32 protein-coding genes are annotated in these 25,787 nt (G+C 58.0%); 14 read left to right on the top strand and 18 right to left on the bottom strand.

Going from position 1 to position 25,787, the window contains the following annotated elements; translation table 11 throughout:
• Nucleotides 1–41 precede the first annotated feature (41 nt).
• Nucleotides 42–1,286 (top strand): lipoprotein-releasing ABC transporter permease subunit, encoded by a 1,245-nt coding sequence (locus DYL61_RS00560; protein ID WP_105696710.1) that lies wholly within the window; start codon nucleotides 42–44, stop codon nucleotides 1,284–1,286.
• Between the two features lie 106 nt (nucleotides 1,287–1,392).
• Here the strand turns inward: DYL61_RS00560 and DYL61_RS00555 are convergent, their stop codons facing one another.
• Nucleotides 1,393–2,739, bottom strand: a complete 1,347-nt coding sequence (locus DYL61_RS00555) for a heavy metal sensor histidine kinase (protein WP_135306768.1) — start codon at nucleotides 2,737–2,739, stop codon at nucleotides 1,393–1,395.
• Nucleotides 2,736–3,416: a heavy metal response regulator transcription factor gene (locus tag DYL61_RS00550; RefSeq protein WP_135306767.1), complete on the bottom strand. Its 681-nt coding sequence runs from the start codon at nucleotides 3,414–3,416 to the stop codon at nucleotides 2,736–2,738. The genes DYL61_RS00555 and DYL61_RS00550 overlap by 4 nt, the downstream gene beginning before the upstream one ends.
• Nucleotides 3,417–3,572: 156 nt before the next feature.
• On the opposite strand from DYL61_RS00550, the gene copI reads away from it, so the two are divergent.
• Complete coding sequence (copI, locus tag DYL61_RS00545) at nucleotides 3,573–4,085, top strand: copper-resistant cuproprotein CopI (protein ID WP_135306766.1); 513 nt, start codon at nucleotides 3,573–3,575, stop codon at nucleotides 4,083–4,085.
• 61 nt (nucleotides 4,086–4,146) lie between these two features.
• A complete protein-coding gene (gene queF / locus DYL61_RS00540) occupies nucleotides 4,147–4,977 on the top strand; it encodes an NADPH-dependent 7-cyano-7-deazaguanine reductase QueF (RefSeq protein ID WP_135306765.1) in 831 nt (276 codons plus the stop codon).
• 139 nt (nucleotides 4,978–5,116) lie between these two features.
• Here the strand turns inward: queF and DYL61_RS00535 are convergent, their stop codons facing one another.
• Nucleotides 5,117–5,383, bottom strand: coding sequence for a DUF4404 family protein (locus tag DYL61_RS00535; protein ID WP_135306764.1), 267 nt, complete (start codon nucleotides 5,381–5,383; stop codon nucleotides 5,117–5,119).
• A gap of 110 nt (nucleotides 5,384–5,493) precedes the next feature.
• Complete coding sequence (locus tag DYL61_RS00530) at nucleotides 5,494–6,102, bottom strand: HAD superfamily inactivated hydrolase PcrP (RefSeq protein WP_135306763.1); 609 nt, start codon at nucleotides 6,100–6,102, stop codon at nucleotides 5,494–5,496.
• Between the two features lie 224 nt (nucleotides 6,103–6,326).
• Between DYL61_RS00530 and DYL61_RS00525 the strand changes: the two genes are divergently transcribed.
• From DYL61_RS00525 to rssC, 3 genes are all read left to right on the top strand, one after another.
• A complete protein-coding gene (locus DYL61_RS00525; RefSeq protein WP_374956532.1) occupies nucleotides 6,327–6,965 on the top strand; it encodes an MlaA family lipoprotein in 639 nt (212 codons plus the stop codon).
• A gap of 339 nt (nucleotides 6,966–7,304) precedes the next feature.
• Nucleotides 7,305–8,486 carry a two-component system response regulator RssB gene (rssB, locus tag DYL61_RS00515; protein ID WP_105696701.1) on the top strand — a complete coding sequence of 394 codons (1,182 nt, stop codon included), beginning with the start codon at nucleotides 7,305–7,307 and terminating at the stop codon, nucleotides 8,484–8,486.
• Nucleotides 8,486–8,968, top strand: a complete 483-nt coding sequence (rssC, locus tag DYL61_RS00510; protein WP_003172602.1) for an anti-sigma factor antagonist RssC — start codon at nucleotides 8,486–8,488, stop codon at nucleotides 8,966–8,968. Before rssB ends, rssC begins: the two co-directional genes overlap by 1 nt.
• Before the next feature lie 135 nt (nucleotides 8,969–9,103).
• Here rssC and tal read toward each other — a convergent pair whose 3' ends face one another.
• Both tal and dusA read right to left on the bottom strand, forming a co-directional pair.
• Nucleotides 9,104–10,030 carry a transaldolase gene (tal, locus tag DYL61_RS00505; protein WP_135306762.1) on the bottom strand — a complete coding sequence of 309 codons (927 nt, stop codon included), beginning with the start codon at nucleotides 10,028–10,030 and terminating at the stop codon, nucleotides 9,104–9,106.
• A 255-nt stretch (nucleotides 10,031–10,285) separates the two neighbouring features.
• The gene (gene dusA, locus DYL61_RS00500) at nucleotides 10,286–11,305 is read right to left on the bottom strand and encodes a tRNA dihydrouridine(20/20a) synthase DusA (protein ID WP_135306761.1); all 1,020 of its coding nucleotides are present in this window, start codon (nucleotides 11,303–11,305) and stop codon (nucleotides 10,286–10,288) included.
• A gap of 102 nt (nucleotides 11,306–11,407) precedes the next feature.
• On the opposite strand from dusA, the gene DYL61_RS00495 reads away from it, so the two are divergent.
• Nucleotides 11,408–12,550, top strand: a complete 1,143-nt coding sequence (locus DYL61_RS00495) for a site-specific integrase (RefSeq protein WP_135306760.1) — start codon at nucleotides 11,408–11,410, stop codon at nucleotides 12,548–12,550.
• A gap of 41 nt (nucleotides 12,551–12,591) precedes the next feature.
• Entirely contained in the window at nucleotides 12,592–12,903 is a 312-nt protein-coding gene (locus DYL61_RS31800; RefSeq protein ID WP_135306759.1) for a DUF3892 domain-containing protein, read from the top strand.
• 46 nt (nucleotides 12,904–12,949) lie between these two features.
• Here the strand turns inward: DYL61_RS31800 and DYL61_RS00485 are convergent, their stop codons facing one another.
• The 11 genes from DYL61_RS00485 to DYL61_RS00435 form a co-directional block, all read right to left on the bottom strand.
• Nucleotides 12,950–13,219 carry a pyocin activator PrtN family protein gene (locus DYL61_RS00485; protein WP_135306758.1) on the bottom strand — a complete coding sequence of 90 codons (270 nt, stop codon included), beginning with the start codon at nucleotides 13,217–13,219 and terminating at the stop codon, nucleotides 12,950–12,952.
• A 52-nt stretch (nucleotides 13,220–13,271) separates the two neighbouring features.
• Nucleotides 13,272–13,754 carry a class I SAM-dependent methyltransferase gene (locus DYL61_RS00480; RefSeq protein WP_135306757.1) on the bottom strand — a complete coding sequence of 161 codons (483 nt, stop codon included), beginning with the start codon at nucleotides 13,752–13,754 and terminating at the stop codon, nucleotides 13,272–13,274.
• Nucleotides 13,751–15,742 carry a DNA cytosine methyltransferase gene (locus tag DYL61_RS00475; RefSeq protein ID WP_135306756.1) on the bottom strand — a complete coding sequence of 664 codons (1,992 nt, stop codon included), beginning with the start codon at nucleotides 15,740–15,742 and terminating at the stop codon, nucleotides 13,751–13,753. The genes DYL61_RS00480 and DYL61_RS00475 overlap by 4 nt, the downstream gene beginning before the upstream one ends.
• Entirely contained in the window at nucleotides 15,739–16,458 is a 720-nt protein-coding gene (locus DYL61_RS31485) for a hypothetical protein (RefSeq protein WP_238704508.1), read from the bottom strand. The genes DYL61_RS00475 and DYL61_RS31485 overlap by 4 nt, the downstream gene beginning before the upstream one ends.
• Nucleotides 16,455–16,997 (bottom strand): phosphohydrolase, encoded by a 543-nt coding sequence (locus DYL61_RS00465; RefSeq protein ID WP_135306755.1) that lies wholly within the window; start codon nucleotides 16,995–16,997, stop codon nucleotides 16,455–16,457. Before DYL61_RS00465 ends, DYL61_RS31485 begins: the two co-directional genes overlap by 4 nt.
• Entirely contained in the window at nucleotides 16,994–17,215 is a 222-nt protein-coding gene (locus tag DYL61_RS00460; protein ID WP_135306754.1) for a hypothetical protein, read from the bottom strand. The genes DYL61_RS00465 and DYL61_RS00460 overlap by 4 nt, the downstream gene beginning before the upstream one ends.
• Entirely contained in the window at nucleotides 17,212–17,613 is a 402-nt protein-coding gene (locus DYL61_RS00455; protein WP_135306753.1) for a hypothetical protein, read from the bottom strand. Before DYL61_RS00455 ends, DYL61_RS00460 begins: the two co-directional genes overlap by 4 nt.
• 47 nt (nucleotides 17,614–17,660) lie before the next feature.
• On the bottom strand, nucleotides 17,661–17,987 hold the full coding sequence (locus tag DYL61_RS00450; protein ID WP_135306752.1) for a pyocin activator PrtN family protein: 327 nt from the start codon (nucleotides 17,985–17,987) through the stop codon (nucleotides 17,661–17,663).
• A complete protein-coding gene (locus DYL61_RS00445; RefSeq protein ID WP_135306751.1) occupies nucleotides 17,984–18,355 on the bottom strand; it encodes a hypothetical protein in 372 nt (123 codons plus the stop codon). The genes DYL61_RS00450 and DYL61_RS00445 overlap by 4 nt, the downstream gene beginning before the upstream one ends.
• A 140-nt stretch (nucleotides 18,356–18,495) precedes the next feature.
• Complete coding sequence (locus DYL61_RS00440; protein WP_135306750.1) at nucleotides 18,496–18,780, bottom strand: phage antirepressor KilAC domain-containing protein; 285 nt, start codon at nucleotides 18,778–18,780, stop codon at nucleotides 18,496–18,498.
• A 9-nt stretch (nucleotides 18,781–18,789) separates the two neighbouring features.
• The gene (locus DYL61_RS00435) at nucleotides 18,790–19,371 is read right to left on the bottom strand and encodes a hypothetical protein (RefSeq protein WP_135306749.1); all 582 of its coding nucleotides are present in this window, start codon (nucleotides 19,369–19,371) and stop codon (nucleotides 18,790–18,792) included.
• 345 nt (nucleotides 19,372–19,716) lie between these two features.
• Between DYL61_RS00435 and DYL61_RS00430 the strand changes: the two genes are divergently transcribed.
• A complete protein-coding gene (locus DYL61_RS00430) occupies nucleotides 19,717–20,724 on the top strand; it encodes a hypothetical protein (RefSeq protein ID WP_135306748.1) in 1,008 nt (335 codons plus the stop codon).
• An 11-nt stretch (nucleotides 20,725–20,735) separates the two neighbouring features.
• Here DYL61_RS00430 and DYL61_RS00425 read toward each other — a convergent pair whose 3' ends face one another.
• Nucleotides 20,736–21,461 (bottom strand): LexA family protein, encoded by a 726-nt coding sequence (locus tag DYL61_RS00425; protein WP_135306747.1) that lies wholly within the window; start codon nucleotides 21,459–21,461, stop codon nucleotides 20,736–20,738.
• Between the two features lie 78 nt (nucleotides 21,462–21,539).
• Here DYL61_RS00425 and DYL61_RS00420 point away from each other — a divergent pair, with 78 nt between their 5' ends.
• From DYL61_RS00420 to DYL61_RS00400, 5 genes are all read left to right on the top strand, one after another.
• Nucleotides 21,540–21,800, top strand: coding sequence for a hypothetical protein (locus DYL61_RS00420; RefSeq protein WP_135306746.1), 261 nt, complete (start codon nucleotides 21,540–21,542; stop codon nucleotides 21,798–21,800).
• Nucleotides 21,801–22,129: 329 nt separating this feature from the next.
• Nucleotides 22,130–22,648, top strand: a complete 519-nt coding sequence (locus tag DYL61_RS00415; RefSeq protein WP_167497920.1) for a phage regulatory CII family protein — start codon at nucleotides 22,130–22,132, stop codon at nucleotides 22,646–22,648.
• Nucleotides 22,641–22,868 carry a TraR/DksA family transcriptional regulator gene (locus DYL61_RS00410; protein ID WP_034106748.1) on the top strand — a complete coding sequence of 76 codons (228 nt, stop codon included), beginning with the start codon at nucleotides 22,641–22,643 and terminating at the stop codon, nucleotides 22,866–22,868. Before DYL61_RS00415 ends, DYL61_RS00410 begins: the two co-directional genes overlap by 8 nt.
• Nucleotides 22,858–25,074 carry a VapE domain-containing protein gene (locus DYL61_RS00405; RefSeq protein ID WP_135306744.1) on the top strand — a complete coding sequence of 739 codons (2,217 nt, stop codon included), beginning with the start codon at nucleotides 22,858–22,860 and terminating at the stop codon, nucleotides 25,072–25,074. Before DYL61_RS00410 ends, DYL61_RS00405 begins: the two co-directional genes overlap by 11 nt.
• Nucleotides 25,067–25,432 carry a PA0613 family protein gene (locus DYL61_RS00400; protein WP_065929216.1) on the top strand — a complete coding sequence of 122 codons (366 nt, stop codon included), beginning with the start codon at nucleotides 25,067–25,069 and terminating at the stop codon, nucleotides 25,430–25,432. Before DYL61_RS00405 ends, DYL61_RS00400 begins: the two co-directional genes overlap by 8 nt.
• Nucleotides 25,433–25,787: the final 355 nt, after the last annotated feature.

The following is a 25,787-nucleotide window of genomic DNA, read 5'->3' as shown; positions in this document are numbered from 1 at the left end:
GCCTGACACCGGGTTTTCTATTTTTCCAACGGTGCCCGCGAATGTTCAGACCGTTATCGATTTTCATCGGCACGCGCTATACCCGCGCCAAGCGCCGCAACCGTTTTGTTTCGTTTATCTCGATGACCTCGATGATCGGCCTCGCCCTGGGCGTGCTGGCGATGATCGTGGTGCTGTCGGTGATGAACGGCTTCCAGCGTGAAATGAGCTCGCGCATCCTCGGCATGGTGCCCCACGCCACCATCGTCGGTGTCAACCCGATTGATGACTGGCAGCCGGTGGCCGCGGCCGCGATGAAGAATCCGGAAGTGACCGCCGCCGTACCGTTCACGCAGATGGACGGCATGTTCTCCTACAAGGGCGCGATGCAGCCAATCGAAATCAGCGGCGTCGACCCGGCCCAGGAAGGCAAGGTGTCGATCGTGGCCCAGCACATCGTGCAGGGTAAGCTGGAAGACCTGAAACCCGGCGAGTTCGGCGTGGTGGTCGGCGAAATCACCGCACGGCGCTTTCGCCTCAACGTGGGCGACAAACTGACCCTGATCGTGCCGGAAATCAGCACCGCACCGGGCGGCATCACCCCGCGCATGCAGCGTTTGAACGTGGTCGGCATCTTCAAGGTCGGCGCTGAGCTGGACGGCTCCATGGCGCTGATCAACATGGCCGACGCCGCCGAGATCCAGCACTGGCAGCCAAATCAGGTACAAAGCGTGCGCCTCGCGGTGAAAGACCTGTACGCGGCGCCCAAGGTCTCGGCCGATATTGCCGGAGGCCTTGGATCAGCCTATAAGGCGGATGACTGGACTCACACCCAAGGCAGTCTGTTCAGCGCGATGAAGATGGAAAAGACCATGATCGGCCTGCTGTTGCTGATGATCGTCGCCGTCGCCGCGTTCAATATCATTGCCACGTTGATCATGGTGGTGAACGACAAGGGCGCCGACATCGCGATCCTGCGCACCATCGGCGCCACGCCACGGCAGATCATGGCGATCTTCATGGTGCAGGGTACGGTGATTGGTATCGTTGGCACCCTGATCGGCGGCGTGCTGGGGGTGATCGCGGCGCTGAACGTGAGTGAGCTGGTGGGCTGGATGGAGCGGGTCACCGGGCAGCACATTTTCAGTTCGGACGTGTATTTCGTCAGCAACCTGCCTTCGGAACTGCAAGGTGGTGACGTGGTGCTGATTTGCACGGCGGGGTTTGTGTTGAGCTTTTTGGCGACGCTGTATCCGGCGTATCGGGCGGCGAAGATTGAACCGGCGCATGCCCTGAGATATTCGTAAGGCTTCAGACCGCTATCGGGGGCAAGCCCCCTCCCACACTTGAATGTGTTCACAAATCAAAAATGTGGGAGGGGGCTTGCCCCCGATAGGGCCGGTACAGCTTGCATCAATGTCCCTTGGGTAACTCAATCACAAACCGAGTCCACTCCACCCCAGACTCACAATAAATCCTCCCCCCATGCGCCCGCACAATCGATTGGGTAATCGCCAACCCCAGCCCGGCATGCTCGCTGCTGCCCTCATGCCGCGCCGGATCAGCCCGGTAGAAACGGTCAAACAGCTTCGGTAGCAACGCCGCCGGGATGCCTTCCCCGGTGTTCTCTACCGACAGTCTCACCCCGTCCTCAATACTCACCCGTACTTCGCCGCCAGGCGGCGTAAAGCGCAGCGCGTTATCCAACAAGTTCGACAAAGCCCGGCGCAACATCCCGCGATCCCCGGTGATGCTGGCCGTGCCTTTGCGCACTAGACCGACCTGGGCGTCGTCAGCCAGCAACGCAAAAAACTCCAGTAAGGCATCCACTTCATCCGCCAACACAAGCGGCTCACGCGTGGGCACCAGCAAACCATGGTCGGCCTTGGCCAAATACAACATGTCGTTCACCAACTGCGCCATCCATTGCAACTCTTCCAGGTTGCTGTGCAGCGCCTCGCGGTAATCCTCCAGCGGGCGTGGCTGGGTGAGGATGACCTGGGTGTGGGTCAGCAGGTTCGACAGCGGTGTGCGCAGTTCATGGGCGATATCGGCCGAGAAGGCCGAGAGGCGCTGGAACGCGTCGTCCAGGCGACCGAGCATGGCGTTGAACGCCTCGGCCAGTTCTGCCAGTTCTGCGGGCATTTGCTGCTGGGGCAGGCGCTGGGTCAGGGAGTGGGCCGACACGCCGGCGGCCACTTCGCCCATGCGGCGCAAGGGTCGCAACCCACTGCGTGCGGCCCATGCGCCGAGCAATGCGGTGGCCAGGGCCGAGAGGCCGACGGTGAGCCAGATCAGATGCTGCATGCGTTGCAGGAAGTGCTGGTGGTGGGTGATGTCGAGCATCAGGCTCAGTTGCGGTGAGTTCGGTTGGCCTGGTATCAGCGGCGCGTTGTAGACGCGGTAATCCGTGCCGGCGCTTTGCAGGCGATGCAGGCCGGGGTGTTCCGGCAGCGTGACGCCCGGCGCGCCGTCAAACCAACGCTGGCCGGCAGCGCTGATGCGCAGGGCAAGATCAGGTTGGCGATTGAGTTCGGCGCGCAATTGCGCTTCGCGCTGAGTGAACAACTGCGGCGTGTCGACACCCTGCAATGTGCTGCGCAGGGCTATCAGTTTGCTGTCGAGCAATTGCTGGTCCAGCTCGATAAAGTGCGCCTCGCTGGCCCGGTTGAACAACACGCCGGCCAGCAACGACACCACGGCCGTGCAGGCGGCAAACAGCAGCGCCAAACGGCTGGCCAGGGAAAGGCGCTTGATCAATTGAAGCGTTCCTCCAGCACGTAGCCCATGCCGCGTACGGTGTGGATCAGTTTGTTGGCGTAGTTATCGTCGACTTTCAGCCGCAGTCGGCGGATCGCCACTTCGATGATGTTGGTGTCGCTGTCGAAATTCATGTCCCAGACCTGGGAGGCAATCAGGGATTTGGGCAGCACTTCGCCCTGGCGGCGCAGCAGCAGTTCCAACAGGGAGAACTCCTTGGCGGTCAGGTCGATGCGTTGGCCATCCCGCTCAACACGGCGTCGGATCAGGTCCAGGCGCAGGTCGGCCAATTGCAAGGCCGTCTCCTGGGGCGTGCTGCTGCCACGACGCAACAGGCTGCGCACCCGGGCCAGCAGTTCGGAGAAGGCGAAGGGCTTGACCAGGTAGTCGTCGGCACCCAGTTCCAGGCCATGCACACGGTCTTCCACCGCATCGCGGGCGGTCAGAAACAGTACTGGCGTTTCCAGGCCGGCATTGCGTATGGCTTGCAGGATCTGCCAACCATCACGGCCCGGCAGCATCACGTCGAGGATCAGCAGGTCATAGTCGCCGGTCAGTGCCAGGTGCTGGCCGGTGGTGCCATCGGCCACCAACTCGGTGGTAAAACCAGCCTCGGCCAGGCCTTGGCGCAGGTAGTGGCCGGTTTTCGGTTGGTCTTCGACGATCAGCAATTTCATGGGCAGCTCTTGGTAATCTTGCGCGATGGGCTTTATACCGTGGGTTCCGGGGCGAGGGCGCAACCTGACAAAGTTGTAATCTAGCAGTCAGCTGGCTGGCAGCGGCGTCATCTTAGAGTGCCCTTCATGCTGATCCCACATTTTTGGAGAAGAGAGATGGCCTTGCGTACACCCCTGTTGTTGGCGGGTTGCTTGTTGGCATTGAGTTTCGATGCGGTGGCGGATGCGGCCCATACCTATGCATTCGGTCATGCTGCGCCTGCGGCCGAGGCAACGCGGACGGTGGAAGTGACATTGCAGGACATTTCCTTTTCACCCAAGTCTTTGGACGTAAAAGCCGGTGAGACGGTGCGCTTTGTACTCGTCAATAAAGGCCAGTTGCTCCACGAATTCAACCTGGGTGATGCGGCGATGCATGCCGAACACCAGAAGGAAATGTTGCAGATGCAGGCCAGCGGCATGCTCACCGCCACCGGCATGGGCAAGATGGATCACAGCGCCATGGGGCATGGTGCGATGAAACATGATGATCCCAACAGTGTGTTGGTCGAGCCCGGCAAGACCGCTGAATTGACCTGGACCTTCACCCGGACAACCGGGCTGGAGTTCGCCTGTAACCTTCCCGGGCATTATCAGGCGGGCATGGTCGGCAAGCTGAACGTCGAGTAGGCAGCAAAGGCGGGGGCAAAGGCTGGTAGACTGGCGCGGTTTATTTAGCCAGGTTTCCGCCATGCATCCCGCAGCCGAACATTCGCCGCTGGGCAAGTCCAGTGAATACATCTCCACCTACACGCCTTCGTTGCTGTTCCCGATTCCACGCGCCGCCAAATGGGCCGAGCTGGGCCTGAGCGCCGAGACCCTGCCTTACAAGGGAGTGGATTTCTGGAACTGCTTTGAACTGTCCTGGCTGCTGCCATCGGGCAAGCCGGTGGTGGCCATCGGTGAGTTCAGCATTCCGGCCGACTCACCGAATATCATCGAGTCCAAGTCCTTCAAGCTGTACCTCAACTCGCTGAACCAGACCGCGTTTGCCGATACCGCGAGCCTGGAGGCGGTGTTGCGCACCGACCTCAGTGCCGCTGCCGGCAAGCCGGTCGACGTGCGCATTCGCCGCTTGGCCGAAATCGAGGCCGAAGGCGTGATGGCGTTGCCGGGCGTATGCATTGATGAATTGGATATCAACGTGAGCAGCTATGAGCATCCGCGCCCGGAGCTGTTGCGTTGCGATGATTCGCGCATTGTCGAGGAGAGCGTGCACAGCCATCTGCTCAAGTCCAACTGCCCGGTCACCAGCCAGCCGGATTGGGGCAGTGTGGTGGTCGAGTACCGGGGTTCGGCGCTGGATCACGCGAGCCTGCTGGAATACATCGTGAGCTTCCGCCAGCACTCGGACTTCCATGAACAGTGTGTGGAGCGGATCTTCCTTGACCTGCAGCGTTTGCTTAAACCGGAGAAATTGACGGTGTATGCGCGGTATGTGCGGCGCGGTGGGTTGGATATCAACCCGTATCGCAGCACTGAGGATGTGGCATTCCAGAACGTGCGTCTGGCGCGTCAGTAGACTTCACGCAAAAACAATTGTGGGAGCGGGCTTGCTCGCGAATGCGGTGCATCAGTTGAGAGACTTCTGACTGACACCCTGCATTCGCGAGCAAGCCCGCTCCCACATTTTCGATCTGCGCTTGGCTGGGAGAGTGAAATCAGATCCCGATATTGCCCAACGTAATCATGATGTTGCGCAATGTCCCGGAAATCACCGGGTGTTCCGCGTCGAACTCGATGGCCGCTTGATTCACATCGTCGGAAATACTGGGTGTTTGAGTGGCGGGCTCCAGTTCGAGCTGTAATTCGAACTTGGCAATCAAGGCTTCCAGCGCCTCACGTTTTTCTTCCGACAGCGGCGGTTCCTGTACCAACTGCCCGCGCAGGATCTCGATCTGTTCTTCCAGCTTTTTGCGGTCAGGCATGACGTTCTTCCTTTTATCGATAGGCACTGGCATAGACCACGGCATGCAGAGAAAGGTCTACGGGCTGAGCTGTAGACTAATCCACCTGCGCCGACTGTGCATGATCTCGATCAGGGCTTCTCGCCTTTGAGCTGGCGCAGGCTGATGTCTGCCAGGCAGGTGCCAAGCTCGCCGAGGTGGTCGATCACCGAATGCACCCCCAACCCGTACAGCGCCACGGTGGCCTTGCCGCGCTTGTGTTCGCGTTCCTGCTCGCTCAGCGCTTGCCATTGATCGGGCGCGGTGCCGCACAGTGAACCGCAGGAGGCCAGCCCGATGGTCCATAACCCGGCATTGAGCCCGGATTGCAGCAAGCGCGGCTCACCGCTGACCAATACGCAGCCTTCCAAGCGTTCGATGTTCAATTCCATCAAGGCTTGCCAGCAGGCATGGGGGGCGGGCCAGCGAATGGAGGAGGGCGATGATGCCTTGAGCCAGGCGGGCAATACGGCAGTCAGCGGTGTTGTGACAGTACCTGGAAGCTCATCCAGCCAGGCGCAGGGCACGCCTTGTTCTTTCAAGCTGCGCAGGATTTTCAGTGCGCCCGGTGTCGCCTGGGAGTCGGGGCTGGGTGAGTCGGTGCGCGCCTGGGAACCAAAATCCACCAGGCAGCCACTCAGGCCAAACAGAACGGCAGTCAAGGCGGGCGTGTTGGCGATGGCAATCTCGGCGTGGGGCATATCGACGTCCCTGAAATAGCAGAGACACTATCGAGAGAGGATGACAACCCGATGACATACGCTTTAATTGTAGGAATTTTCCCGGTTACTGCCTAAATGCAGACTTCCGTCATATACTCACCGCCTTATTCAGGGCATAGCGCCCATGTCAGTCTATTCAAGGAGCAAAAGCTATGCGCTGGAGCCACTACCTCGCTCAGCTATCAGTGTGTGCCACTATCCTAATGGCCCCGTTCGTCGCCCAGGCAGCGTCGGAAGATGACCCATGGGAAAGCGTGAACCGTCCGATCTTCACGTTCAACGACACCGTTGACACCTACGCCCTCAAGCCGTTGGCCCAAGGCTATCAATTCGTGACGCCGCAATTCGTGCAGGATGGCGTTCACAACTTCTTCCGCAATATCGGCGATGTTGGCAACCTGGCCAACAACGTGCTGCAACTCAAGCCGCACGCAGCGGGTGTGGATACCGCTCGTTTGCTGATGAACACGACCTTTGGTGTGTTGGGCTTTATCGACGTCGGCACCAAAATGGGGCTGCAGCGTAGCGATGAAGACTTCGGCCAGACCCTCGGTTATTGGGGCGTGGGCAGCGGCCCTTACGTAATGCTGCCGTTGCTTGGCCCAAGCACTTTGCGTGATGCGCCTTCCAAATACGTCGACAGCTACACCCAGCCATACCGTTATATGAACGATATCGGCTGGCGCAACAGCACGTTCGGCCTGAACATTGTCGATACCCGTGCCAGCCTGCTCGACAGCGAGAAGCTGATTACCGGCGACAAGTACACCTTCATTCGTAACGCTTACCTGCAGAACCGCGAGTTCAAGGTCAAGGACGGCAAGGTTGTCGACGATTTTTAAGTCGTGACGTCTTGAAACGAAAAAGGCGACCCCGGTGGGTCGCCTTTTTTGTGCGCAATTGTGCGGCTTCAACCTCACATTAAGTTGTGGCCATGCGGGTTCTTATAACTCCCGGTGATTTGCGATGTAAAGACGCCCGGTGACCATCGGCATGAGCTTGAAACCCCTGACGGATGGGAGTACCGTCTGCGCCTTAGAAGGGCACCTCTGCTTTACCGTTGTGCGTGGGCCAAAAGCCTGCGTTTTGTAGGACAGAGAGGCTAGAAAGCGAATCCAGTATGTGAGCCCGGCCATTGCCGAGCCACCTACGCCAACCTAATTCTGGCGCCGTTTGCCCACATGCAAAAAACCAGTGCCACGCTGCTGATAATCGATGACGACGAAGTAGTGCGCGCGAGCCTCGCGGCCTATTTGGAAGACAGTGGCTTCAGCGTCCTGCAGGCCAGCAATGGCCAACAGGGTCTCCAGGTATTCGAGCGCGACAAGCCCGACCTCGTGATCTGCGATCTGCGCATGCCCCAGATGGGCGGCCTTGAGCTGATTCGCCAGGTGACCGAGCGTGCCCCGCAGACGCCAGTGATTGTCGTGTCCGGCGCCGGCGTGATGAACGATGCCGTCGAGGCCCTGCGCCTGGGGGCTGCCGACTACCTGATCAAGCCGTTGGAAGATCTGGCGGTGCTGGAGCATTCGGTACGGCGCGCCCTGGATCGTGCACGGCTGCTACTGGAAAACCAGCGCTACCGCGAAAAGCTCGAAACCGCCAACCGTGAACTCGAAGCCAGCCTGAACCTGCTCCAGGAAGACCAGAATGCCGGTCGCCAGGTGCAGATGAACATGTTGCCGGTCAGCCCATGGACCATCGACGAATTCCAGTTTGCCCACCAGATCATCCCGTCGTTGTACCTGTCGGGTGACTTTGTCGACTATTTCCGCGTGGATGAGCGACGTGTGGCGTTTTACCTGGCCGATGTCTCCGGCCATGGCGCCTCCTCGGCTTTTGTCACCGTGTTGTTGAAGTTCATGACCACACGGCTGTTGTTCGAGTCAAAACGCAATGGCACCTTGCCGGAGTTCACCCCCTCCGAGGTGCTGGGCCACATCAACCGAGGCCTGATCAGCTGCAAGCTGGGCAAGCACGTGACGATGGTTGGCGGCGTGATTGATGAAGAAACCGGTCTTTTGACCTACAGCATTGGCGGTCACCTGCCGATGCCTGTGTTGTACACCCCTGACAGTGTGCGTTACCTGGAAGGTCGTGGTCTTCCCGTAGGCTTGTTCAATGAAGCCACCTACGAAGACCATATCCTGGAGCTGCCGCCGACATTCAGCCTGACGCTGATGTCCGACGGTATCCTGGACCTGCTTCCAGAGCCTACACTCAAGGAGAAAGAAGCTGCCTTGCCCCAAAAGGTCAAGGCAGCGGGCGGCAGCCTGGATGGCCTGCGGCAAGTGTTTGGATTGGCCACGCTGGGGGAGATGCCGGATGATATCGCCCTATTGGTGTTGAGCAGGAATCTTTGATGAGTACCGGAAGAATCCAATTCGCCGAGCAAGACGGGACTTTTGTCCTGAAGTTTGTCGGTGAAGTGCGCCTGACCTTGTGTTCGGCGCTGGATGCGACGATTGAGCGGATTTTCACTGCGTTGAATTTCTCGGCGATCGTGATCGATCTGACCGAAACCCGCAGCATCGATAGCACCACCCTTGGGCTGTTGGCCAAGTTGTCCATTCTGTCTCGGCAGAAGGTCGGGCTGTTGCCGACGGTCGTCACCACCCACGAAGACATCACCCGTCTGTTGCAGTCCATGGGCTTTGATCAGGTATTCAACATCGTTGACCGCCCGATCCCGTGCCCGGAGTGCCTGACCGACCTGCCGTCCCAGGACCAGTCCGAGGAAGTCGTGAGGGTCAAGGTGCTGGAAGCGCACAAGATCCTGATGGGCTTGAACGAATCCAACCGCGAAGCCTTCCACGACCTCGTCAACGCCCTGGAACGCCACTGATCTCCCTGCGAAAGCACTCTAAAATGTGGGAGGGGGCTTGCCCCTGATAGCGGAAGATCAGTCGCCGCAACACTCCCGGACGCACAAAAAAGGGCGGCACCCCAACAGGTGCCGCCCTTTTTGCCGCTGCCGCTTTTACAGCTTGGCAGTCAGCAACGCCTCCAGCTTCTCCTGGTCCCGAGCAAACTGACGAATCCCCTCCGCCAACTTTTCCGTCGCCATCGCATCCTCGTTGGACTCCCAACGGAACTGCGCTTCGGTCAAATGCACCCGCGCTTCACCGGCATGGCCTGGTGACAGCTTGCGCTCCAGCTTGCCGTTGTCCGCCGCGAGTTTCTCCAGCAGATCAGGGCTGATGGTCAGGCGGTCGCAACCGGCCAACTCTTCGATCTGGCTCAGGTTGCGGAAGCTCGCACCCATCACCACGGTCTTGTAGCCATTGGCCTTGTAGTAGTTGTAGATGCGCGTCACCGACTGCACGCCCGGATCATCAGCACCGGTGTAGTCGTTGCCGTTGGCCTTCTTGTACCAATCGTAGATACGGCCCACGAACGGCGAAATCAGGAACACGCCCGCTTCTGCGCAAGCCACGGCCTGGGCGAAGGAGAACAGCAGGGTCAGGTTGGTCTGGATGCCTTCTTTTTCCAGCTTCTCAGCGGCGCGGATGCCTTCCCAGGTCGACGCGATCTTGATCAGCACGCGGTCACGGCCAACACCGGCTTTTTCGTACAGGTCGATCAGACGATGCGCACGCTTGAGAATGGCTGCTTCATCGAACGACAGGCGGGCGTCCACCTCAGTGGAAATACGGCCCGGCACCACTTTGAGGATCTCTTGACCCACTGCCACCGCAAAACGGTCGCTGGCCAGGCCCACATCGCCATTGCAGTCCTGCACGGCGTCAACCAGCAGCTTGGCATAGGCCGGGATCGACGCGGCCTTGAGCAGCAGGGAAGGGTTGGTGGTGGCGTCTTGGGGCTTGAGCTTGGCCAGTGCCGAGAAATCGCCGGTATCGGCAACGACAGTGGTGAATTGCTTGAGTTGTTCCAGCTTGGAAGTCATGGGCGTGCTCTGTCCTATGGGTCTGATGACATTACCCGAGCGCCGGCAGGCGCTCAAGGGCGCAAATGCGTTCGATCGTTTGCGAGGGTAACAACCTGAAAACAGCCGTTTGAATGCCTTGTCTTGGTGCTAAATAGGAGGCCAAAACCGCCCGCAGGTTCAACTCAATTACCGCATGACCACCACAATTCAAATGTGGGAGGGGGCTTGCCCCCGATAGCGGAAGACCAGTCCCCCCCAGACCTGAACGGACACTCACCGTCCCTCCAGCAAAGCCCCCGCCTGATCCAACAACGCCAACGGGTCACTCGCTTTATGAATATCCACCGACAGCAACTGCCTGAATTTACGTGCCCCCGGGAACCCCGTCCCCAACCCCAACACGTGCCGCGTAATGTGATGCATCGTCCCGCCCCCGGCCAAATGCTCAGCAATATAAGGCCGCAACTGCACCAGCGCCTCCGCCCGACTGATCACCGGCTGCGTACTGCCAAACAACTGCTGATCCACCTGCGCCAACAGGTATGGATTGTGATAAGCCTCGCGGCCCAGCATCACCCCATCAAACGTCTGCAAATGTTCCTGGCACTGCTCCAGCGTCTTGATGCCCCCGTTGAGAATGATCTCAAGCTCCGGAAAATCCCGCTTCAACTGCGCCGCCACGTCATACCGCAACGGCGGAATGTCCCGATTCTCCTTCGGCGACAACCCTTCCAGAATCGCGATCCGCGCATGCACGGTAAAACTGGTACAACCCGCCTCTTTCACCTGGCCGACAAAATCACACAGCTCGGCATAACTGTCCCGACCGTTAATCCCGATACGGTGCTTTACCGTCACCGGAATCGACACCGCATCACGCATCGCCTTCACGCAATCGGCGACCAGCGCAGGATGCGCCATCAAAATCGCGCCGATCATGTTGTTCTGCACCCGGTCGCTCGGACAGCCGACGTTCAGGTTCACCTCGTCATACCCCGCCGCCTCGGCCATGCGCGCGCACGCCGCCAGATCGGCAGGAACGCTACCGCCCAGTTGCAGCGCGAGCGGGTGTTCGGCTGCGTTGTGACGCAGGAAGCGCTCGTGATCGCCGTGGAGGATTGCGCCGGTGGTGACCATCTCGGTGTAGAGGAGGGTGTGTTTGGAGAGCAGGCGCAGGAAGTACCGGCAGTGGCGGTCGGTCCAATCCATCATCGGGGCAACGCTAAACCGCCGAGATGGCTCTGTACGTGAAGGGCTAGCGTTTACAGGGGGTATGGCTTTTTCGGAATTCATGAATACTGATCTTTTATACAGTGGTTTTTACCCATTTCTCCTTGTTTTCTAAAGTCGGTTGCTACATTGTAGCGATCGAATTCGGCAATGTAGCAACTGGAAATGGGCACGATCACAGCACGTAAGCGCAAGGACAACTCGACAGCCTACACGGCGCAGATACGGATCAATCGGGATGGCAAGACAGTTTATCAGGAAAGCCAAACCTTCGACCGTAAGCAGGTCGCCCAGGCCTGGATCAAGCGACGAGAGACTGAGCTGGCCCAGCCAGGTGCTATTGAGCGGGCGAATCGGAAAGGGGTGACGATCAAGAAGATGATCGAGCAGTACCTGGATGAGTACGAAAAGATCCGGCCGCTGGGGAAGACCAAGAGCGCGACGTTGAGCGCGATCAAGGAAACCTGGCTGGGTGAGTTGGATGATGCAGCGCTGAACAGCCAGAAGCTGGTGGAGTACGCGCAGTGGCGGATGAGCGAGGAAGGTGGTGGTGTGCAGGCGCAGACGGTTGGTAACGATCTGTCGCACCTGGGCGCTGTGTTGTCTGTTGCACGGCCAGCGTGGGGCTATGAGGTCGATCCTCATGCAATGCCTGATGCTCGCAAAGTATTACGCAAGCTGGGGATGGTCAGTAAGAGCAAGGAACGTAATCGGCGGCCCACGCTCGATGAGCTGGATAAGCTCATGGGGCATTTTTTTGAGATGCAGAAGCGCCGGCCGGACTCTATTCACATGCCGAAGATGATTGCTTTTGCGCTTTTCTCGACGCGTCGGCAGGAGGAGATCACTCGGATTCGATGGGATGATCTTGACTGCACTCGGCAGGCAGTCTTGGTGCGGGACATGAAGAACCCTGGGCAAAAGATCGGTAACGATGTGTGGTGTCATCTGCCGGATGAGGCCTGGGCGATCCTGCAGAGCATGCCCAAGATCGAGCGGGAGATCTTTCCATACAACGCCAAGTCGGTGTCTGCGTCTTTCACGCGGGCGTGCCCGCTGCTGGGGATCGAGGACCTGCACTTCCATGATTTGCGGCACGAAGGGGTGAGCCGGTTGTTTGAAATGGATTGGGATATTCCGAGGGTTTCGAGCGTTTCCGGTCACCGGGACTGGAACTCATTGAGGCGCTATACCCATTTGCGAGGACGTGGAGACAAATTTCTTTTGTGGAGATGGTTAGTAAAGGTACTTGAGGGCACGGATGAAGGTGCCAAGAGGAAAGATGTTGATTTCGAAAAGCCATCATAGGCATATTGTGAGTTCGGATATTTGAGCTAAAGGGAGTAAAAATGCCAGAGTACTGGATAGTTAAGGTTCACTATGCTGATGACCATTCACGGATAGAATCTCTATTAATTCGGCGGCACAACTTAGCAGAAGAAAAATTAGTGGGGCCGTATATGGAGACCAGCCGCGAATTCGTGGCAGACCTGATTAAGGCTGATGCTGCTGTTTTTATAACAACGTCGCGAAATGCCGATGGTACTAAATGGGCGAGGGGGGAGGTGGTGCACGCAGTCGGAAAGGACTTTATCTCTACTAATCGTAACGATAAGACTAAAGATAATTTGGGTGAACTACCGGAGTTCAAACCCCGGTAGTTACACCTCTCAAGCCCCGATTAATCGGGGCTTGTTTTTGAGTATCCTAGGCTGCTCTGCCCATGAGTTGATTTTGCTCCTTGCTGGCTTTCTCTCTCTGGCGGTCAATGTATAGAGCGAGATCATGTAAGTGAATGCCAAGCGCGGCTTTTTGGCTATCCGCTCCAAGACGAACGACGGGTATGTCAATTTCCCCATCCAAGCGCTTTCGTTTAAATTTCTCTACGGTTAAATGCATGTAGTCAGCACAAACTCGATCCAGTGGGATGACTGCTTTTCCGTCGTATTGGGCCATCAATAAAAATAGGGTGTTCATGCTGACTCCAAAGTCTGTGCGATATCCCAGCGGCTATTAATATTTTTAGTGCTCATTGAGGCACCTCACGTTTCATGAATACAATCCAGTGCGTGCCGCCTTTCTTGCCGCTTGGGTGCCCGAACAGGGGCCGCTGATCGGTAAGCGACAGAATCTGGCTGGTGCGGATCTGAGTTTCGTTCCACTTGAAAACCAGTACGCCGTCGGTGGCCAACACTCGAAAACACTCTGCAAAGCCACGCCGCAGGTCTTCCTGCCATGTATTCGGGTTGAGTACCCCGTATTTAGCCTTCATCCAACTTTCAGCCCCAGCACGCACCAGGTGCGGGGGGTCAAAAGAAACCAGCTTGAAGGCGCCGTCTGCATAAGGAAGGTCACGGAAATCAAGCGTGACGTCAGGGCAGACGGTCAATGTCCGGCCATCACACAGGGTTTTTTGTTCGGTCCTGATGTCACCGAAGACGACCGCCGGGTGCTTCTTATCGAACCAAAACATCCGGCTACCGCAGCATGGGTCAAGGATTGTCTTGATCATGGCTGCTGCTCCAACTGAGCCACGCTCAGCGCAATCGCCACCGGCTGCACCCAAATCGACACATTGCTAAGCATGAACGTCTCTCCAGCCTCCGAAAGCAGCAGTGTCATGCCGAACACATCCGCCATTGCCCTTGCCGCCGCGCGCGGCACCGCGTTACCGATCCGCTCCCGGTGGTGGCCGTCGTTGATGCCGTCCAGCCGGAAGACCCCCGCCTGCTCGATCTTGCGAACCCGCTGCATCCGCTCGATCTCATGGGCGGTCTGCGGATCTGCTGACCAGTGATCCTCTGGATCAAACAGCGATTGCAGCGCGGCCAGCTCCAGGGTGGTGAACGGGCGGTGCCAGGTGCCGTCGAGGCTGGTGATCATGCAGGTCAACCGGTCATTGGGTGCCGGCATGCGCTGATCGGCAACCGACCACCGGCCGTTGTCGTGACAGGCGCTCGCGGACACGGCACCGGCCGGCGTGTTGTAGTCGACTACACCGTAATGCCCGCCAGTCAGGTACGCGTCGCCCTTGGTGCGCGACATGCCAGGACGAGGATCTGCGATCGATAAAGCCCCACTGGCAACCTGTTGCGAGCCGGTCACGGTCTTGGCGTTCTCGCACCAAGGCGTGATCCGCAGCTTTTGCGTGCTGGCGTTCGGGTGCCAGTTTTTGTAGGCCGGATCTGCCACAGCGAAAGCGCCCTGCCCGGTGGTGCTGCCGGCGATGACGGTGCCGGCCGGCTTGCTGTAGTCGGTGACCAGGTACTTGCCGAAGCCCTTGGACGGTTGCCTAGGGTCGGCCACCGCCTGCCCGCCGGAGCTGGGGCCATGCCCTGCTGTGACAGTGCCGGCGGCTTGGTCGCTGCGAACCACGCGGAATACGTTGTTGTGACGTTCGCCGCCCATGCGCGGGTCAGCAACGCTGAACGTGCCTTGTCCTGGGCTGCGCTGCCCGGTGACAACGCCGCAGTGCCGGTTGAAGGGCAGCACGCCGTACTGGGTGTATTCGAATTTGCTGGCAGGACGCGGATCAGCCACAGAAAACTTGCCGTTCATGGGGCGGCTCGCGCCTGCAACCACACCAGCTGTATCGTCCCAATCCACAACCCCGAGCACGCCGTTGTGGTATTCCGGCACGATCACAAAGTCACGCAGGTGACCGTCCTCGATCGCAAACCGGCTCAGGCTACGCCAATCCTTCCCGGCCTCAACCAGGGCCAGGCGCACCCACGTTTTCCACTGTAACGCTGGCACCCGGTGCATGGGCCCCGCCTGATCGATATCGCCGGCCAGCGGCATGCGGCTCAGCACGTCACCGACAGCACGCAGACTGCGTTTTTCCGGTTCGTACAGGAATGCCGGTACCTTCTCGATGTGTCTGGCCACCAGCAAGAAGCGCTTGCGGCTTTGGGCCAATCCACCGATTTCGCCGCAGTCATGGGTGGTTTCAGCCACAGCGTATCCGTAGTGCCGGAGCAATTTGGTGATCTGGTCCAGCAGGTACCGGCCACGGGTGGCCAGGCGTGGCACGTTTTCGAACACGATCAACGACACCGGATTGTGCTTCCAGGCTTCGCACATCAGCCACACGCAGCGCAACGTCAGCTCGTTGAGCGCCCGGTATTTTGGCGTCTGGCTCATTGTTTCAGACAGTAGGCCCGACGCCCCTTTGCAAGGGCTGCTGATGAACACCGCGTTGGGGTCTTCATTGCCGGCGGCACGGCGCAGGTCTTCAGCGGTGGCTTCCTTCCAGCCTGCTGGTGGCTGCTGTCCGTGAAAGGCGGTGTATTGCTCGCGGGTGAACAAGTCCATCAACGTGCCAGGTACGCCAGTCATCATTTGAAAGTCGCGCAACCCGGCCGGGTCAACGTCGACGCCGCCCAGGCAGCGCCATTCCGCCTGGACCGGGCCAAGGACGGGCTTAGAGTCGCTGAAACCGGCGGCGCCACTACCAAGGCCGCAGCACAGATGGAAGTGGGTGAGGGTGCGCTTAATCATGCAGCACCCCCGGAGAGCTTGGCCTGGTCTTGTTGGTACGCCTCAATGAGCACGTCACGGACGTGTTCGTATCCCTCGGTATCGCTATCTTCGTGCCAGAAGGTGATCGAGCTGGTTTCGATTGAGCAACAAAGGTCACCTCTCTGATCAAGCCACTCAATCAGTTGGGTATCAGTGGCGAGCTGAGTGGTTGTTTTTCCGCGTTCAAGCAATAGCTCCAGCAACTGGTCGTTGAGGACATCAGAATCAATGTTTAAGGCAACGGCGCACTCTCGCAGGTTTACATTGACCTGCTCCAACTCGGCAATTCGCTTTTGAGCGGCCTCCAGTAGCAACCAGACCTCTGTCACACCGGCAAACTCTGCGACGTGCTTAGGAGACATGACAGCCCACTCATCGGGGCGCACGTTGGTTAGGTCGACAGGCCAGTAACGTTGGCCTGGTTTCGATTCTGGCGGGTAGTCCAGGGGATTTGAAGCGAGCGTATACCCCAAGACAGGCTGCGCGGGCGGGCGTTCCTGAGCGTTTAGCGTTGCATCAGCGAGCGCTGCCCCGCGCAGCTTTTCGTGGGGTATAAGTGCCTCGGCAGTGACGCTGGAAGAAGCAATAATGCCTGCTGCTGCGCAGCAGAGACTGTTTGTTACCAGCGTGTCGACGCCTTCAGTAGCGCGGAGCAAAGCGGGCGGGGCATTGGTGTTGTCCAGGTGGTTCTTCATGCCGCTTTCCTCCGGTGCTCGATAGCGAGTTGGTCCATCAGGCGCTGGTGGTAGTTGAGTCGGGCTTCTGCGGCGGTCCATGGGCGGATGATTTCAACCATGGGTTCGATGCCGACCAAGCAATCCCAGATAGCCGGATCGGTTGGCATGAGGTCGCGGCGTTCTGTTGCCAGCGCAACCAAGTCGGCGTGGTGCACGCTGGCAGGGAGATCGAGGGCCAGGTCGAAGCGCTCACAAACACGCATCCAGATCACGTCCTCGAAGCCTCGGTAGTCGGGCATCCACTGCTTGAGTGGCCGGGTGATGTCGCCCAGGTACGCCTCGGCTGCGTCGTGAAGCAAGGCCGCGAGCTTGTGCTCCTCCGGCACCAGTTCGGCGACGATACAGCTGTGTTGGGCCACGCTGTAGAACTCTCGGGTGTGGCCGTTGAAGCGGCACAGCTGGGCTAGCGCGTGCGAGATGTCCCGTGGGTCGATCATGTTGGCGTCTGGCTCGTAAAAATCGAAGTGCTTGCCGGTATGGGTGAGGATGCAGTTCATGCGGCCTCCTTCACGAGATCGGCCAGCAGCAGGGCGTTTTCGGTTGCTTTGTGCAATTGGCGCAACGCGTCATGCCCGATCAGCCCCTTCAGCTGCCGGTCAAGCTCCTTGCTGTAGCGGGTCAGGGCGCGTAGTTCCTTGGTGGCCTTGGCGTGTTGCTGTTGCAGTGTGCCGGCGGCTTGGGGTGTTAGGCGCAGCATGGGGACGGCGCGGCTCATGCTGCGTCCCCCTTCAGCTCGAAACGGTCCATCACCGCAGCCATATCCAGTGCCTTATCACGTAGGACAAGTGCCTGCGTTGCTTGGCTTTCGGATCTAACAGCGCGGAAGGTGTCGGCGGCGAGCTTCAGCTTTTCGGCAATGGCGAGAAGGGTGTAACGGTCTTGCGGTTCCCGGCTCAACAGGAGTTCGGTGCGCATGCATTGATCTGACATTTTGTTGAGAGAGGCTGCATACGCGGCTGAGGCTCCGTCGTGCCCCATGGTGTACCCGTCAGAATGGCCTTCGTCGTAGCCTTCATTTTTACCGTCAGTGAGGCCGCCCCGGTAGCCGACCCAGTAGAGGATCGCGGCGGCGATAATGATGCTGATCAGTGCGCAGATTTGAATTGCAGTCATGTGGTGTGCTCCTGGTGGTTGCATGGCTGGTGGTGGCAGCCGTTGGATTACTGGTCTTGCTCGGGTAAATCGTTTTGTGGTCGCGGCATGTCTTCGTCTGCTCGGTAAGCGCGGATGTCGATCAGTGCTGCGACGTGTTTGATATGGGCGTACCGCAACGCCTTCACGCTGTGATCCAGAGTGGTCACTGGCAACTGAATCCGGCCGCTGTTGATCGCCTCGGTGAACGTCTTTTCATTGAGGTTCTTGAAGTAGTGCGCCCGCAACTTATCCAGGGGGATCAGCACGTCGCCAAAGAGCTGGTGCAGCATCTCGACGGTGGATGCGTCTGGGGGCAACTGCAGGCGGAGTGGAGCTTGGCCGGGGTCTTTCATGCGGATACCTTGTCCCAGCTCGGTTTACGCAAGTCTCTGAGGACTTCTTCCGCCGTCTTGCCAAACCCAATCAAATGCGAGCCGGGGCCCAGCTTGATAAGCATGGAGAGAGGCGCTCTCCAATTGTCAGCCATGGGCGATAGTTCGAGCGTGACGCCGTATTCTTCCGCCTGCATGTCCTCAGCAAGGAGCTGCACGATTGCCCGGAGCTTGAGCTGCTCGTGTTGTATCGGGCACAACGGTGCTGTTTCCAATTGGGATGCTGCTGTAATTCCATTGATCGCTTCAGCGATGTCATCCGCGGTTCGCTGATATGCTGGGATGCGTAAAAGGTCGAGGATCTGTTGATCAATCAGTTCGTTGTTCATGTTTTTTCCTCCGCTGTGGATGGTTCCAGGCATTCAGGCAATGGCGTTTTGTCAGCTCCCGCAGATGCTCCGGCACTTCGAGGAGCGCAGCGTTGCGCTCCTCGCGTGTGCCCATGGCGACGATCTGGCGGGCGTACTCCCTAGGCCACGTCACGGTTATCTGCCGGGACGGCTGGCAGTTCGAGGCCGAGCTGATTCGCCAGCCAGGGCATGCCGGCTTGTCGGACCTTGGTTGACTGGCTGTACTGCATGCCGGCTTTCTCGTGGTACCAGTTGCTGTCCTTGACCCGCAGGTACTCGCGATCACGGACGGGGAAGGCCGGTAAGTTGCTGTCGTTGAGCAAGCCCTTTTCACGCATGATCGCGATCAGCTTGGGGCGGGTGAGACCGAAGTACTTTGCGGCTTTTTCCAGGCTACGTTCCATCGCGACCTCCTAGGCTGCATGCGCGGCGGGAGTCGCCACGGCAGCCAGGTGGGTGATGGACTCGGCCACCATGGAGTAGATCTCCACGTCACTGCCGTACACCGTGAAGCACTTGGTGCGTGGCTTCCTGACACCAATGCTCATGATGGTGGTGATGCCGGCGCGGGATTTGTTGCGGTGGATTGCCAGGTTGATCGGTTGCTCGAAGCCCATATCGAGACTGAGAGCGCCGCCGGTTTGCACCAAGTCGAATACCTGCTGCTTGTGTTCGGTCTTGAATGCGCCGTAGCGGCGGTCTGCGTGTGGCAGAGAGGATGGATCGGTTGGGTTGGTTGGCCCGTTGACGATCTCCTCAATGAAGTCCGCAAGCTTGAGGTGCATCTTCTTAGTGTTGGTTAGGGTCAGCGTGTGGCGCTCGCTGCCCAGTTCAATGGTGAAGTGCGTGTCGACTTTGTTGCGCTCAACGTTCAGGCGAAAGGCTAGCGACTCGCGCTGAGTTTCGGCGCGCAGAAGGTGGTTGAAGGTTTGGGTCAGGTTTACCTGAGCCTTGAGCAAAGCCAGGGTGCGGTTGTCGAGTTTGTACTTGCTCATGCCGCTTGCCCTCCGCCGTTTGGATCGAATGGGGCGGGCGTGAAGCCCTGTCGCGGTTTGGGTTTGGACGCGATGAAGGCGCAGCCGGAGTCTTGTGCCAGGCGGCGGATTTCAAAGATGCGGGTGGGGTTTGCAGCGGCCGGGTGGACGTGCAGGGTGGCTGTGGTGTGCATGGTGTAGCCTCGCTCTGTGGTGGAAGAGTGAGGCAAATATCAACCAGTGGTTTATAAATGTCAACCACTGGTGGTTGATATTTGGCGTGGCTAAACTGTTATTGGACATGTTGATGGCATTTTAGTAGCGTCCATCCTGGAGATTTTCCTCATAGGATAGAGAACGGATATTATGGAAAGATTAATACCTGCTAATTTTTTGGAGCTCCTAGGAGGAGTTTTAGCTATTGTCGCAATCTTTGCAGGACTGGGGTCATTAAAGTTTAATTTGAGAGTTCACCTGCTAAAGTTGTTATCCATAGCCTTTATTTGTGCGCTAGCTTTATTTTCTAATAATGTTACAACATATTTTGTTGCGATTTTTGTTATTGCGACTGCAGTTACTGAGCTGGATTTTTTACAGAATCTTGCCGCAATAATTAGAGGGAATGATGGTTACTTTAATTACAAGAAAGAGGCTCTGTCTAGAGAAAGTAAATTTGGGAATTTGGCGGCGGATGTCGCGCAGGCTGACGTTGTCTCCTCTAGTGGGTTGGATAGCGCGGGAGAGAAAGACACTAATTCGGTCCCTGAAGAATTTACAGGGCCAGAAGCAAAAAGTGCTAAAAATGATGCTGGAGCAACCCATTCTGAGAAGGTTGAAGTCGAGTCAATTCATGAAGATATCGCGGTCGAAGTTGAGAAGCCTGATGGGGTGATTGCATTAAAAAGTAGTGACCATCGACGTGCCTTCGGGGAGAGTGATAGATATTCAGGAGCTTCAAGCACTACAGAGCGGCTGAGGCGAGTATTTGATCTGGAAAACAAAGCGTTCGACAGATTGGAAGTGTCATATAGATCCGCAATTGAGCGCGGTGTCCGACTTGTATCAAAAAGCGGATTGCAAGTAGAACTCGATGGGCTAATTTCTACCCGCATGATTCGGCACACAATATTCGAAATCAAATATTTGAGATCTCCGAGAAATTTCATTTCTTGGGTGAAGCTAGTTTCATCCCAGTTGGATCGTATTCGGGCATTGTATAAAGAGATTACGAATAAAGAAGCAGTTATTCATTTTGTGTTAATTCTTGAAGAGGGTGTTTCTTTAACCGAAAGGCAGACAAGAGAACTAAGTAGCATGAGTGCTGATGATGTTTCGGTTTTCACTGCCGCATTTCTTGAGTCTAAGGCTGAGTAATTGGATTGAGCCTATTCTGGGATAAATGATCCAACAACTTTTCCGCATATATGAGTCTCCTCCGTAATGTCAATGATTGGATATTGCGGATTGATAGGCTTCAAAAATTGCCTCCCTGCATCTTCTACCAAGACTTTGAATGTCGCCTCGTTAGTTCTCGGCACTCTTGCAATTACTCTGTCTCCAGTATTTGCTTCCGCCTCCGGATCGACAAAAATAATACATCCGGTGGGATAGCTGCGACCTGGGCCTGGATTCGTCATCGAGTCTCCAAGAACTCGAAGAGCATAGCCACTGTCACTGATGGGGACCGGGCAAGATAGCCATGACTCACCATCCTGTTGCTCACAATTTGCCTCGCACCATGCTCCTGCCTGTACCCACGAGATTAGTGGGACTTTGCCAAATCGTTTTGTAATTTCCAGAACATTGTTGTCGCCTCCGTTAGTAAGTTGACGAACGTTGCTGTCTCCAAGCACCTCTTTAGGCGGGACACCATATTCTAACCATTCGCGCCTGACTTTGAGCCACACGCAAATGGCAACCATACTGTCAGCTTCGGCGATGGCATCTCCATTAAGCCACTTGCTGACAGCTTGCGGACTCTTGACCACCCCAACGCTCTTCAAATGCTTATGAATATCCACCCCACGTCCCCGGGTGCGTACACCGGCATCGTCGAGTGCTTCGTGAAGGCGCGCCGTGAAAGCTGCCCGTAGCTCGTTCTTATCAACCATGAGTTGATACTCTCACAGGGGTTGCGCAATAGTCAGTTGATGTTAATATCAACCGCGAGTTGATAAATGGAGGTTGCCATGTTGGACCCCGCAGATTTTCCGAACGCCATCGCGTTCGCATTTGAAGCAGTAGGCGGCATTGGTGCCGCCGCCAAGGTGTGTGAAAGGAGTTATCAGGCGCTCAATAAATGGCGCTTGGCTGCCAGCCTTCCCCGCACCGATTACACCGGTGAAACCCACTACGCAAAACTTTTGGCGACCGCTGCAGAGCAGAAGGGCAACGCGTTTGACGCTGCCTGGTTGCTCCATGCATCGGCCCCGCAGAAAGCTGCAATATAGATAGAAAAAAGGCGACCCAAGGGCCGCCCAGTTCCTCCCGGCACACACCACCACAGTGCTGTCGGGTCGCGACAAAGGTAGGAGGGCACACCACATGCAAACCACCTCCCTTGATCGCGCTGCCAAGACACGGATGTCTTGGGTTGCTGCCTTTTCCACCACAGATTAGGCAGCTGTTGCGCCAGAGGTGAGCAACGGATTGTTCGCCTCGGCACGGTGCCGGTTTCGATCCCTAAGATCTGGCCGGCGTTTGGGCCCTTTCAAGCCACGCGGCAAATGTAACACCACTGCATGTCGCGGGGCACTGGCAACTTAGTAGGATTAATGCCATGAGCCGAGTAGTTTTAAGCTGTGTTGATCGAGCGCAAAGGGAAGTACTGACGCTCGAATTAGCCCTGTACCACGCTGCACGGGACTATCCCGGCGGTGCCGCTGCAATCGCAGCCACCACTGGTAGAAATGCCACTACGCTGCAGCACAAGTTGTCCCCCACGCACCCGTCGCACACCGTCAACATCCAAGAGTTTGGCGAGATCCTCGAACTGACCAAGGACCGCCGCATTCTCGATGCGGTACACGGCCTTGTCGGCGACACGATCTGGCAGGAGTTGGCCGAGGCGTACACCAATGACATGCCCGAAACCCTCACCACGGGTATCGCGCAGTTCTTCCGGCAAGTCGCGGATTTATCTGAGACCTGGGCCAAGCACATTGGCGACGGCAAGGTCGACGACGGCGAGTTGGCCGAGATCCGCCAGTTGGTGTTTCGCGGCATTCAGGGATTGTTGGGTATGTACAACCGCGCCCGTTACGTCAACCAGACGACTCGCGGGGTGGAACGTGGCTGATATTGCTGACTTTGCCAACGACCTGGTGCAAGAGCGCCTGGATCAGGCACTTGCTGCACGTAATGCCAATAAACCTGCCATTGCTCCGCACTCATTCATGTTCTGCGAAGGGTGCGAGACGCCAATCCCATTGGAGCGCCGCCTTGCCATTCCTGGCTGCACCCAATGTGTGATTTGCCAATCCATCGACGAAGCCAGGAAGGCCCGCCATGCTCGATGAGGTACTGAATCAGTTCGCCGATTACGGCCTTGAGCCCGATCAGCCCTTGTTGTTCGGCAAGCTAACTCGCTGCAAAACCACTCAGGACAAAGGCAAAGAAAAAAACGGCTGGTACGTCGTCCACGAACACCGCACCGAGAAAAACGAGACGCTGATCTTCGGCAGCTTCGGTGACTGGCGCTCTGGTGACACCCAAAAGATCAAGGTCAAGGCCGGGCGCATGAGCCCCGAAGAACGCGAAGTCATGCGCGCTCGGCAGGAGGACGCCAAGCGCAAGGCCGCTGAGGTTGCGGCCAACGCTGCTCGCCGAGCGGCCAACCGTGCTGCTGGTCTGTTCAAGCGCATGCCCGAAAAGGGCAAGAGCGCCTACCTGGATCGAAAGCAGATCGTCGGCTTCAAAGTCCGCTATGCGCCCCGTACCGGCGCATTTTTAGTGCCTATGTGCAACGTGCGCGACCAGATCGTCGGCTTGCAGGTGATTTTCCCGACCAAGCAAGAGGACACCGGGCGCGACAAGGCTTACTGGCCCTACGGCATGTCCAAGGAAGGTGCCTTCCACCTGATCGGCCCACACCCTGAACCCGGCGAGCCGGTACTGGTGTGTGAGGGTTACGCCACGGGTGCAAGCCTGCACATGGCGACATCGCTTACCGTCGCCATCGCCTTCGACGCGGGCAACCTGCTGCCGGTCTCCAAGGCCATGCGCGAGCGCTTTCCCGGTTGCCCGCTGATTATCTGCCGCGACGACGACTGGAAAACCAAGCGCCCCAACGGCGAACCCTGGAACCCCGGTGAAGAGAAAGCCGCCAACGCCGCGTTGATCGTCGGCGGCCAGGTGGTTGCCCCGGTGTTCTCCGGCGAGCGCGAGATCAAGTGGACCGACTTCAACGACCTGCACGTCGCAGAGGGATTAGAGGCCGTCCGCCGCCAGGTGCTGGCGGTGGTCAAGCCTCCTGCAGCGGGCGGCTGGAAAGACCAACTGGCCCGCACCGAAAACGGCTCCCTGATCGCGCACATGCAAAACGTCGAGCTGATCCTGGGCAATGACGAGCGCTGGGCCGGTGTTGTCGGATACAGCGTGTTCAGCTCCAAGATCGTCAAGCTACGGTCTGCGCCGTTCGGCGGCGGTGCTGGCGACTGGGCAGACATCGACGACATGCGCGTGATGAAGTGGCTCGCGCAGCAATACAACCTGCGGGTCAAGGCCTCCCATGTGATCGAGGCGGTCAGCGTGGTTGCCCACGACCATGCCTTCCACCCGGTGCGCGAGTACTTGGAGAAGCTGGAATGGGACCGTGTGCCCCGCATTGAAACCTGGCTCACCGACGTGCTGGGCGTACAGGCCAGCGAGTACTCGGCCAAGGTCGGCAAGCGCTGGCTAATCTCGGCTGTTGCGCGGGTGATGCGCCCAGGCTGCAAGGCCGACTCGGTGATGATCCTCGAAGGCGGGCAGGGCGCCGGTAAGTCCACGGCCATGGGCGTCCTCGGTGGCGAGTGGTTCATGGACACGCCTTTTGCCCTCGGCGACAAGGACAGCTTCCAGGCGATTCGCGGCAAGTGGATCGTCGAGCTGGGGGAGCTGGACAGCTTCAACAAGGCCGAGAGCACCAAGGCCAAGCAGTTTTTCTCCGCGTCCACCGACACCTACCGCGAGAGCTACGGCCGCAGAACAAACGACGTGCCACGCCAGTGTGTTTTCGTGGGCACCACCAACCAAGAGGAATACCTCAAAGACGCCACGGGCAACCGCCGCTACTGGCCGGTGTTCTGCAACAAGGTCGATCTGGAGCAACTGCGGGAGATCCGCGACCAGCTGTGGGCAGAGGCATTGTTCTGCTTTGAGGCTGGCGACATCTGGTGGGTGACCAAGGATGAATCCTGGATGTTCGCCGAAGCGCAAGACGAGCGCTTTGTGGTGGATGAATGGGAAGGGCCAATCCTCACCTGGATGGAAGAGTCGCAGATCGGCGAAACCGCCACCGGCAACGAGATCCTGACGCAGGCGCTAAAGCTGGACTTCGGTCACTGGGGCAAGCCCGAGCAGATGCGAGTCGGGGCGATCATGCACCGGCTGGGTTGGCGTAAGCGACGCATGCCGGCTTTGGCAAAAAGCGGGGTGCGGCCCTGGGCCTACGAAAAGCCTGCGGGTTGGGGGCGTGCATCTGCGTTGCAGCAGTCGGTGATCGAGGAGCCTTGCTTTGATTAAGCGAATCGACGAAATGCTCAAGCTCTGGGCGCAGGATCTGCATTCGCCTGTGCCGGACGGCGCGGGTGGACCGAGTGGCGGCAACATGATCGCCATGCTGATGGAGTGCAAAGGGGAGTTGATACGCGGCACGCGGGGGAGTCGGGTGCTGCTGGACGAGTCGGCCGACATTGAGCTGATCGTCAACAAGCACTTGCCGCCGCAGCTGTCGGTCGTCGTGCGTGAGCACTATTGCAACCACGAGAGCTTCCTGTCGCAGAAGTACACCCACTGCGGGTGCAGTCGGGATACCTACTACCAGCGACTGCATGAAGCACACCTGCACATTGCCGGCATGCTGATGGGGAAGGCTGCATGACCCTCGGCGTCACTCCGTGTGCCCTTGTCCTACTGTCCGGCCTTGTCCGACTGCCGTTTAGTGCAGTTGGACAGGTGCAGGCTGCGCCGTTGTTGACCTGTCCTACTGTCCAACCTTCACCCGCCCCACGCACACATGAGCATAGCGGGCACGTAGTCGCGCCCGTGGCGCGCACGCGTGCTTTTAGCTTTCTCTCTATACACAAGAGAAAAGTAAAAAGGTAGGACAGTAGGGCAGAGCCCCGTATTTAGGCGCCTGTAGCTGTCCCACTTCGATCCAGAATAGTGGGACAGGTAAGACAGGGCACAAGAAGCGATAGCCGATTGAATGCGTTGTCCCTGCGTTGTACCCGCGT

This window comes from Pseudomonas nabeulensis, from assembly GCF_004682045.1.
GTDB lineage: Bacteria > Pseudomonadota > Gammaproteobacteria > Pseudomonadales > Pseudomonadaceae > Aquipseudomonas > Aquipseudomonas nabeulensis.
Note: the sequence above shows the minus strand (reverse complement) of the source record. Positions and strands in the feature narration are given on the sequence as shown.

Bases quoted from the DNA above. Each gene is read 5' to 3' on its own strand.
- DYL61_RS00560 (WP_105696710.1), top strand. From the start codon at position 42: ATGTTCAGACCGTTATCGATTTTCATCGGCACGCGCTATACCCGCGCC.
- DYL61_RS00550 (WP_135306767.1), bottom strand. From the start codon at position 3,416: ATGAAATTGCTGATCGTCGAAGACCAACCGAAAACCGGCCACTACCTG.
- copI (WP_135306766.1), top strand. From the start codon at position 3,573: ATGGCCTTGCGTACACCCCTGTTGTTGGCGGGTTGCTTGTTGGCATTG.
- queF (WP_135306765.1), top strand. From the start codon at position 4,147: ATGCATCCCGCAGCCGAACATTCGCCGCTGGGCAAGTCCAGTGAATAC.
- DYL61_RS00535 (WP_135306764.1), bottom strand. From the start codon at position 5,383: ATGCCTGACCGCAAAAAGCTGGAAGAACAGATCGAGATCCTGCGCGGG.
- DYL61_RS00530 (WP_135306763.1), bottom strand. From the start codon at position 6,102: ATGCCCCACGCCGAGATTGCCATCGCCAACACGCCCGCCTTGACTGCC.
- DYL61_RS00525 (WP_374956532.1), top strand. From the start codon at position 6,327: ATGGCCCCGTTCGTCGCCCAGGCAGCGTCGGAAGATGACCCATGGGAA.
- rssB (WP_105696701.1), top strand. From the start codon at position 7,305: ATGCAAAAAACCAGTGCCACGCTGCTGATAATCGATGACGACGAAGTA.
- rssC (WP_003172602.1), top strand. From the start codon at position 8,486: ATGAGTACCGGAAGAATCCAATTCGCCGAGCAAGACGGGACTTTTGTC.
- tal (WP_135306762.1), bottom strand. From the start codon at position 10,030: ATGACTTCCAAGCTGGAACAACTCAAGCAATTCACCACTGTCGTTGCC.
- dusA (WP_135306761.1), bottom strand. From the start codon at position 11,305: ATGAATTCCGAAAAAGCCATACCCCCTGTAAACGCTAGCCCTTCACGT.
- DYL61_RS00495 (WP_135306760.1), top strand. From the start codon at position 11,408: ATGGGCACGATCACAGCACGTAAGCGCAAGGACAACTCGACAGCCTAC.
- DYL61_RS31800 (WP_135306759.1), top strand. From the start codon at position 12,592: ATGCCAGAGTACTGGATAGTTAAGGTTCACTATGCTGATGACCATTCA.
- DYL61_RS00485 (WP_135306758.1), bottom strand. From the start codon at position 13,219: ATGAACACCCTATTTTTATTGATGGCCCAATACGACGGAAAAGCAGTC.
- DYL61_RS00480 (WP_135306757.1), bottom strand. From the start codon at position 13,754: ATGATCAAGACAATCCTTGACCCATGCTGCGGTAGCCGGATGTTTTGG.
- DYL61_RS00475 (WP_135306756.1), bottom strand. From the start codon at position 15,742: ATGATTAAGCGCACCCTCACCCACTTCCATCTGTGCTGCGGCCTTGGT.
- DYL61_RS31485 (WP_238704508.1), bottom strand. From the start codon at position 16,458: ATGAAGAACCACCTGGACAACACCAATGCCCCGCCCGCTTTGCTCCGC.
- DYL61_RS00465 (WP_135306755.1), bottom strand. From the start codon at position 16,997: ATGAACTGCATCCTCACCCATACCGGCAAGCACTTCGATTTTTACGAG.
- DYL61_RS00460 (WP_135306754.1), bottom strand. From the start codon at position 17,215: ATGAGCCGCGCCGTCCCCATGCTGCGCCTAACACCCCAAGCCGCCGGC.
- DYL61_RS00455 (WP_135306753.1), bottom strand. From the start codon at position 17,613: ATGACTGCAATTCAAATCTGCGCACTGATCAGCATCATTATCGCCGCC.
- DYL61_RS00450 (WP_135306752.1), bottom strand. From the start codon at position 17,987: ATGAAAGACCCCGGCCAAGCTCCACTCCGCCTGCAGTTGCCCCCAGAC.
- DYL61_RS00445 (WP_135306751.1), bottom strand. From the start codon at position 18,355: ATGAACAACGAACTGATTGATCAACAGATCCTCGACCTTTTACGCATC.
- DYL61_RS00440 (WP_135306750.1), bottom strand. From the start codon at position 18,780: ATGGAACGTAGCCTGGAAAAAGCCGCAAAGTACTTCGGTCTCACCCGC.
- DYL61_RS00435 (WP_135306749.1), bottom strand. From the start codon at position 19,371: ATGAGCAAGTACAAACTCGACAACCGCACCCTGGCTTTGCTCAAGGCT.
- DYL61_RS00430 (WP_135306748.1), top strand. From the start codon at position 19,717: ATGGAAAGATTAATACCTGCTAATTTTTTGGAGCTCCTAGGAGGAGTT.
- DYL61_RS00425 (WP_135306747.1), bottom strand. From the start codon at position 21,461: ATGGTTGATAAGAACGAGCTACGGGCAGCTTTCACGGCGCGCCTTCAC.
- DYL61_RS00420 (WP_135306746.1), top strand. From the start codon at position 21,540: ATGTTGGACCCCGCAGATTTTCCGAACGCCATCGCGTTCGCATTTGAA.
- DYL61_RS00415 (WP_167497920.1), top strand. From the start codon at position 22,130: ATGAGCCGAGTAGTTTTAAGCTGTGTTGATCGAGCGCAAAGGGAAGTA.
- DYL61_RS00405 (WP_135306744.1), top strand. From the start codon at position 22,858: ATGCTCGATGAGGTACTGAATCAGTTCGCCGATTACGGCCTTGAGCCC.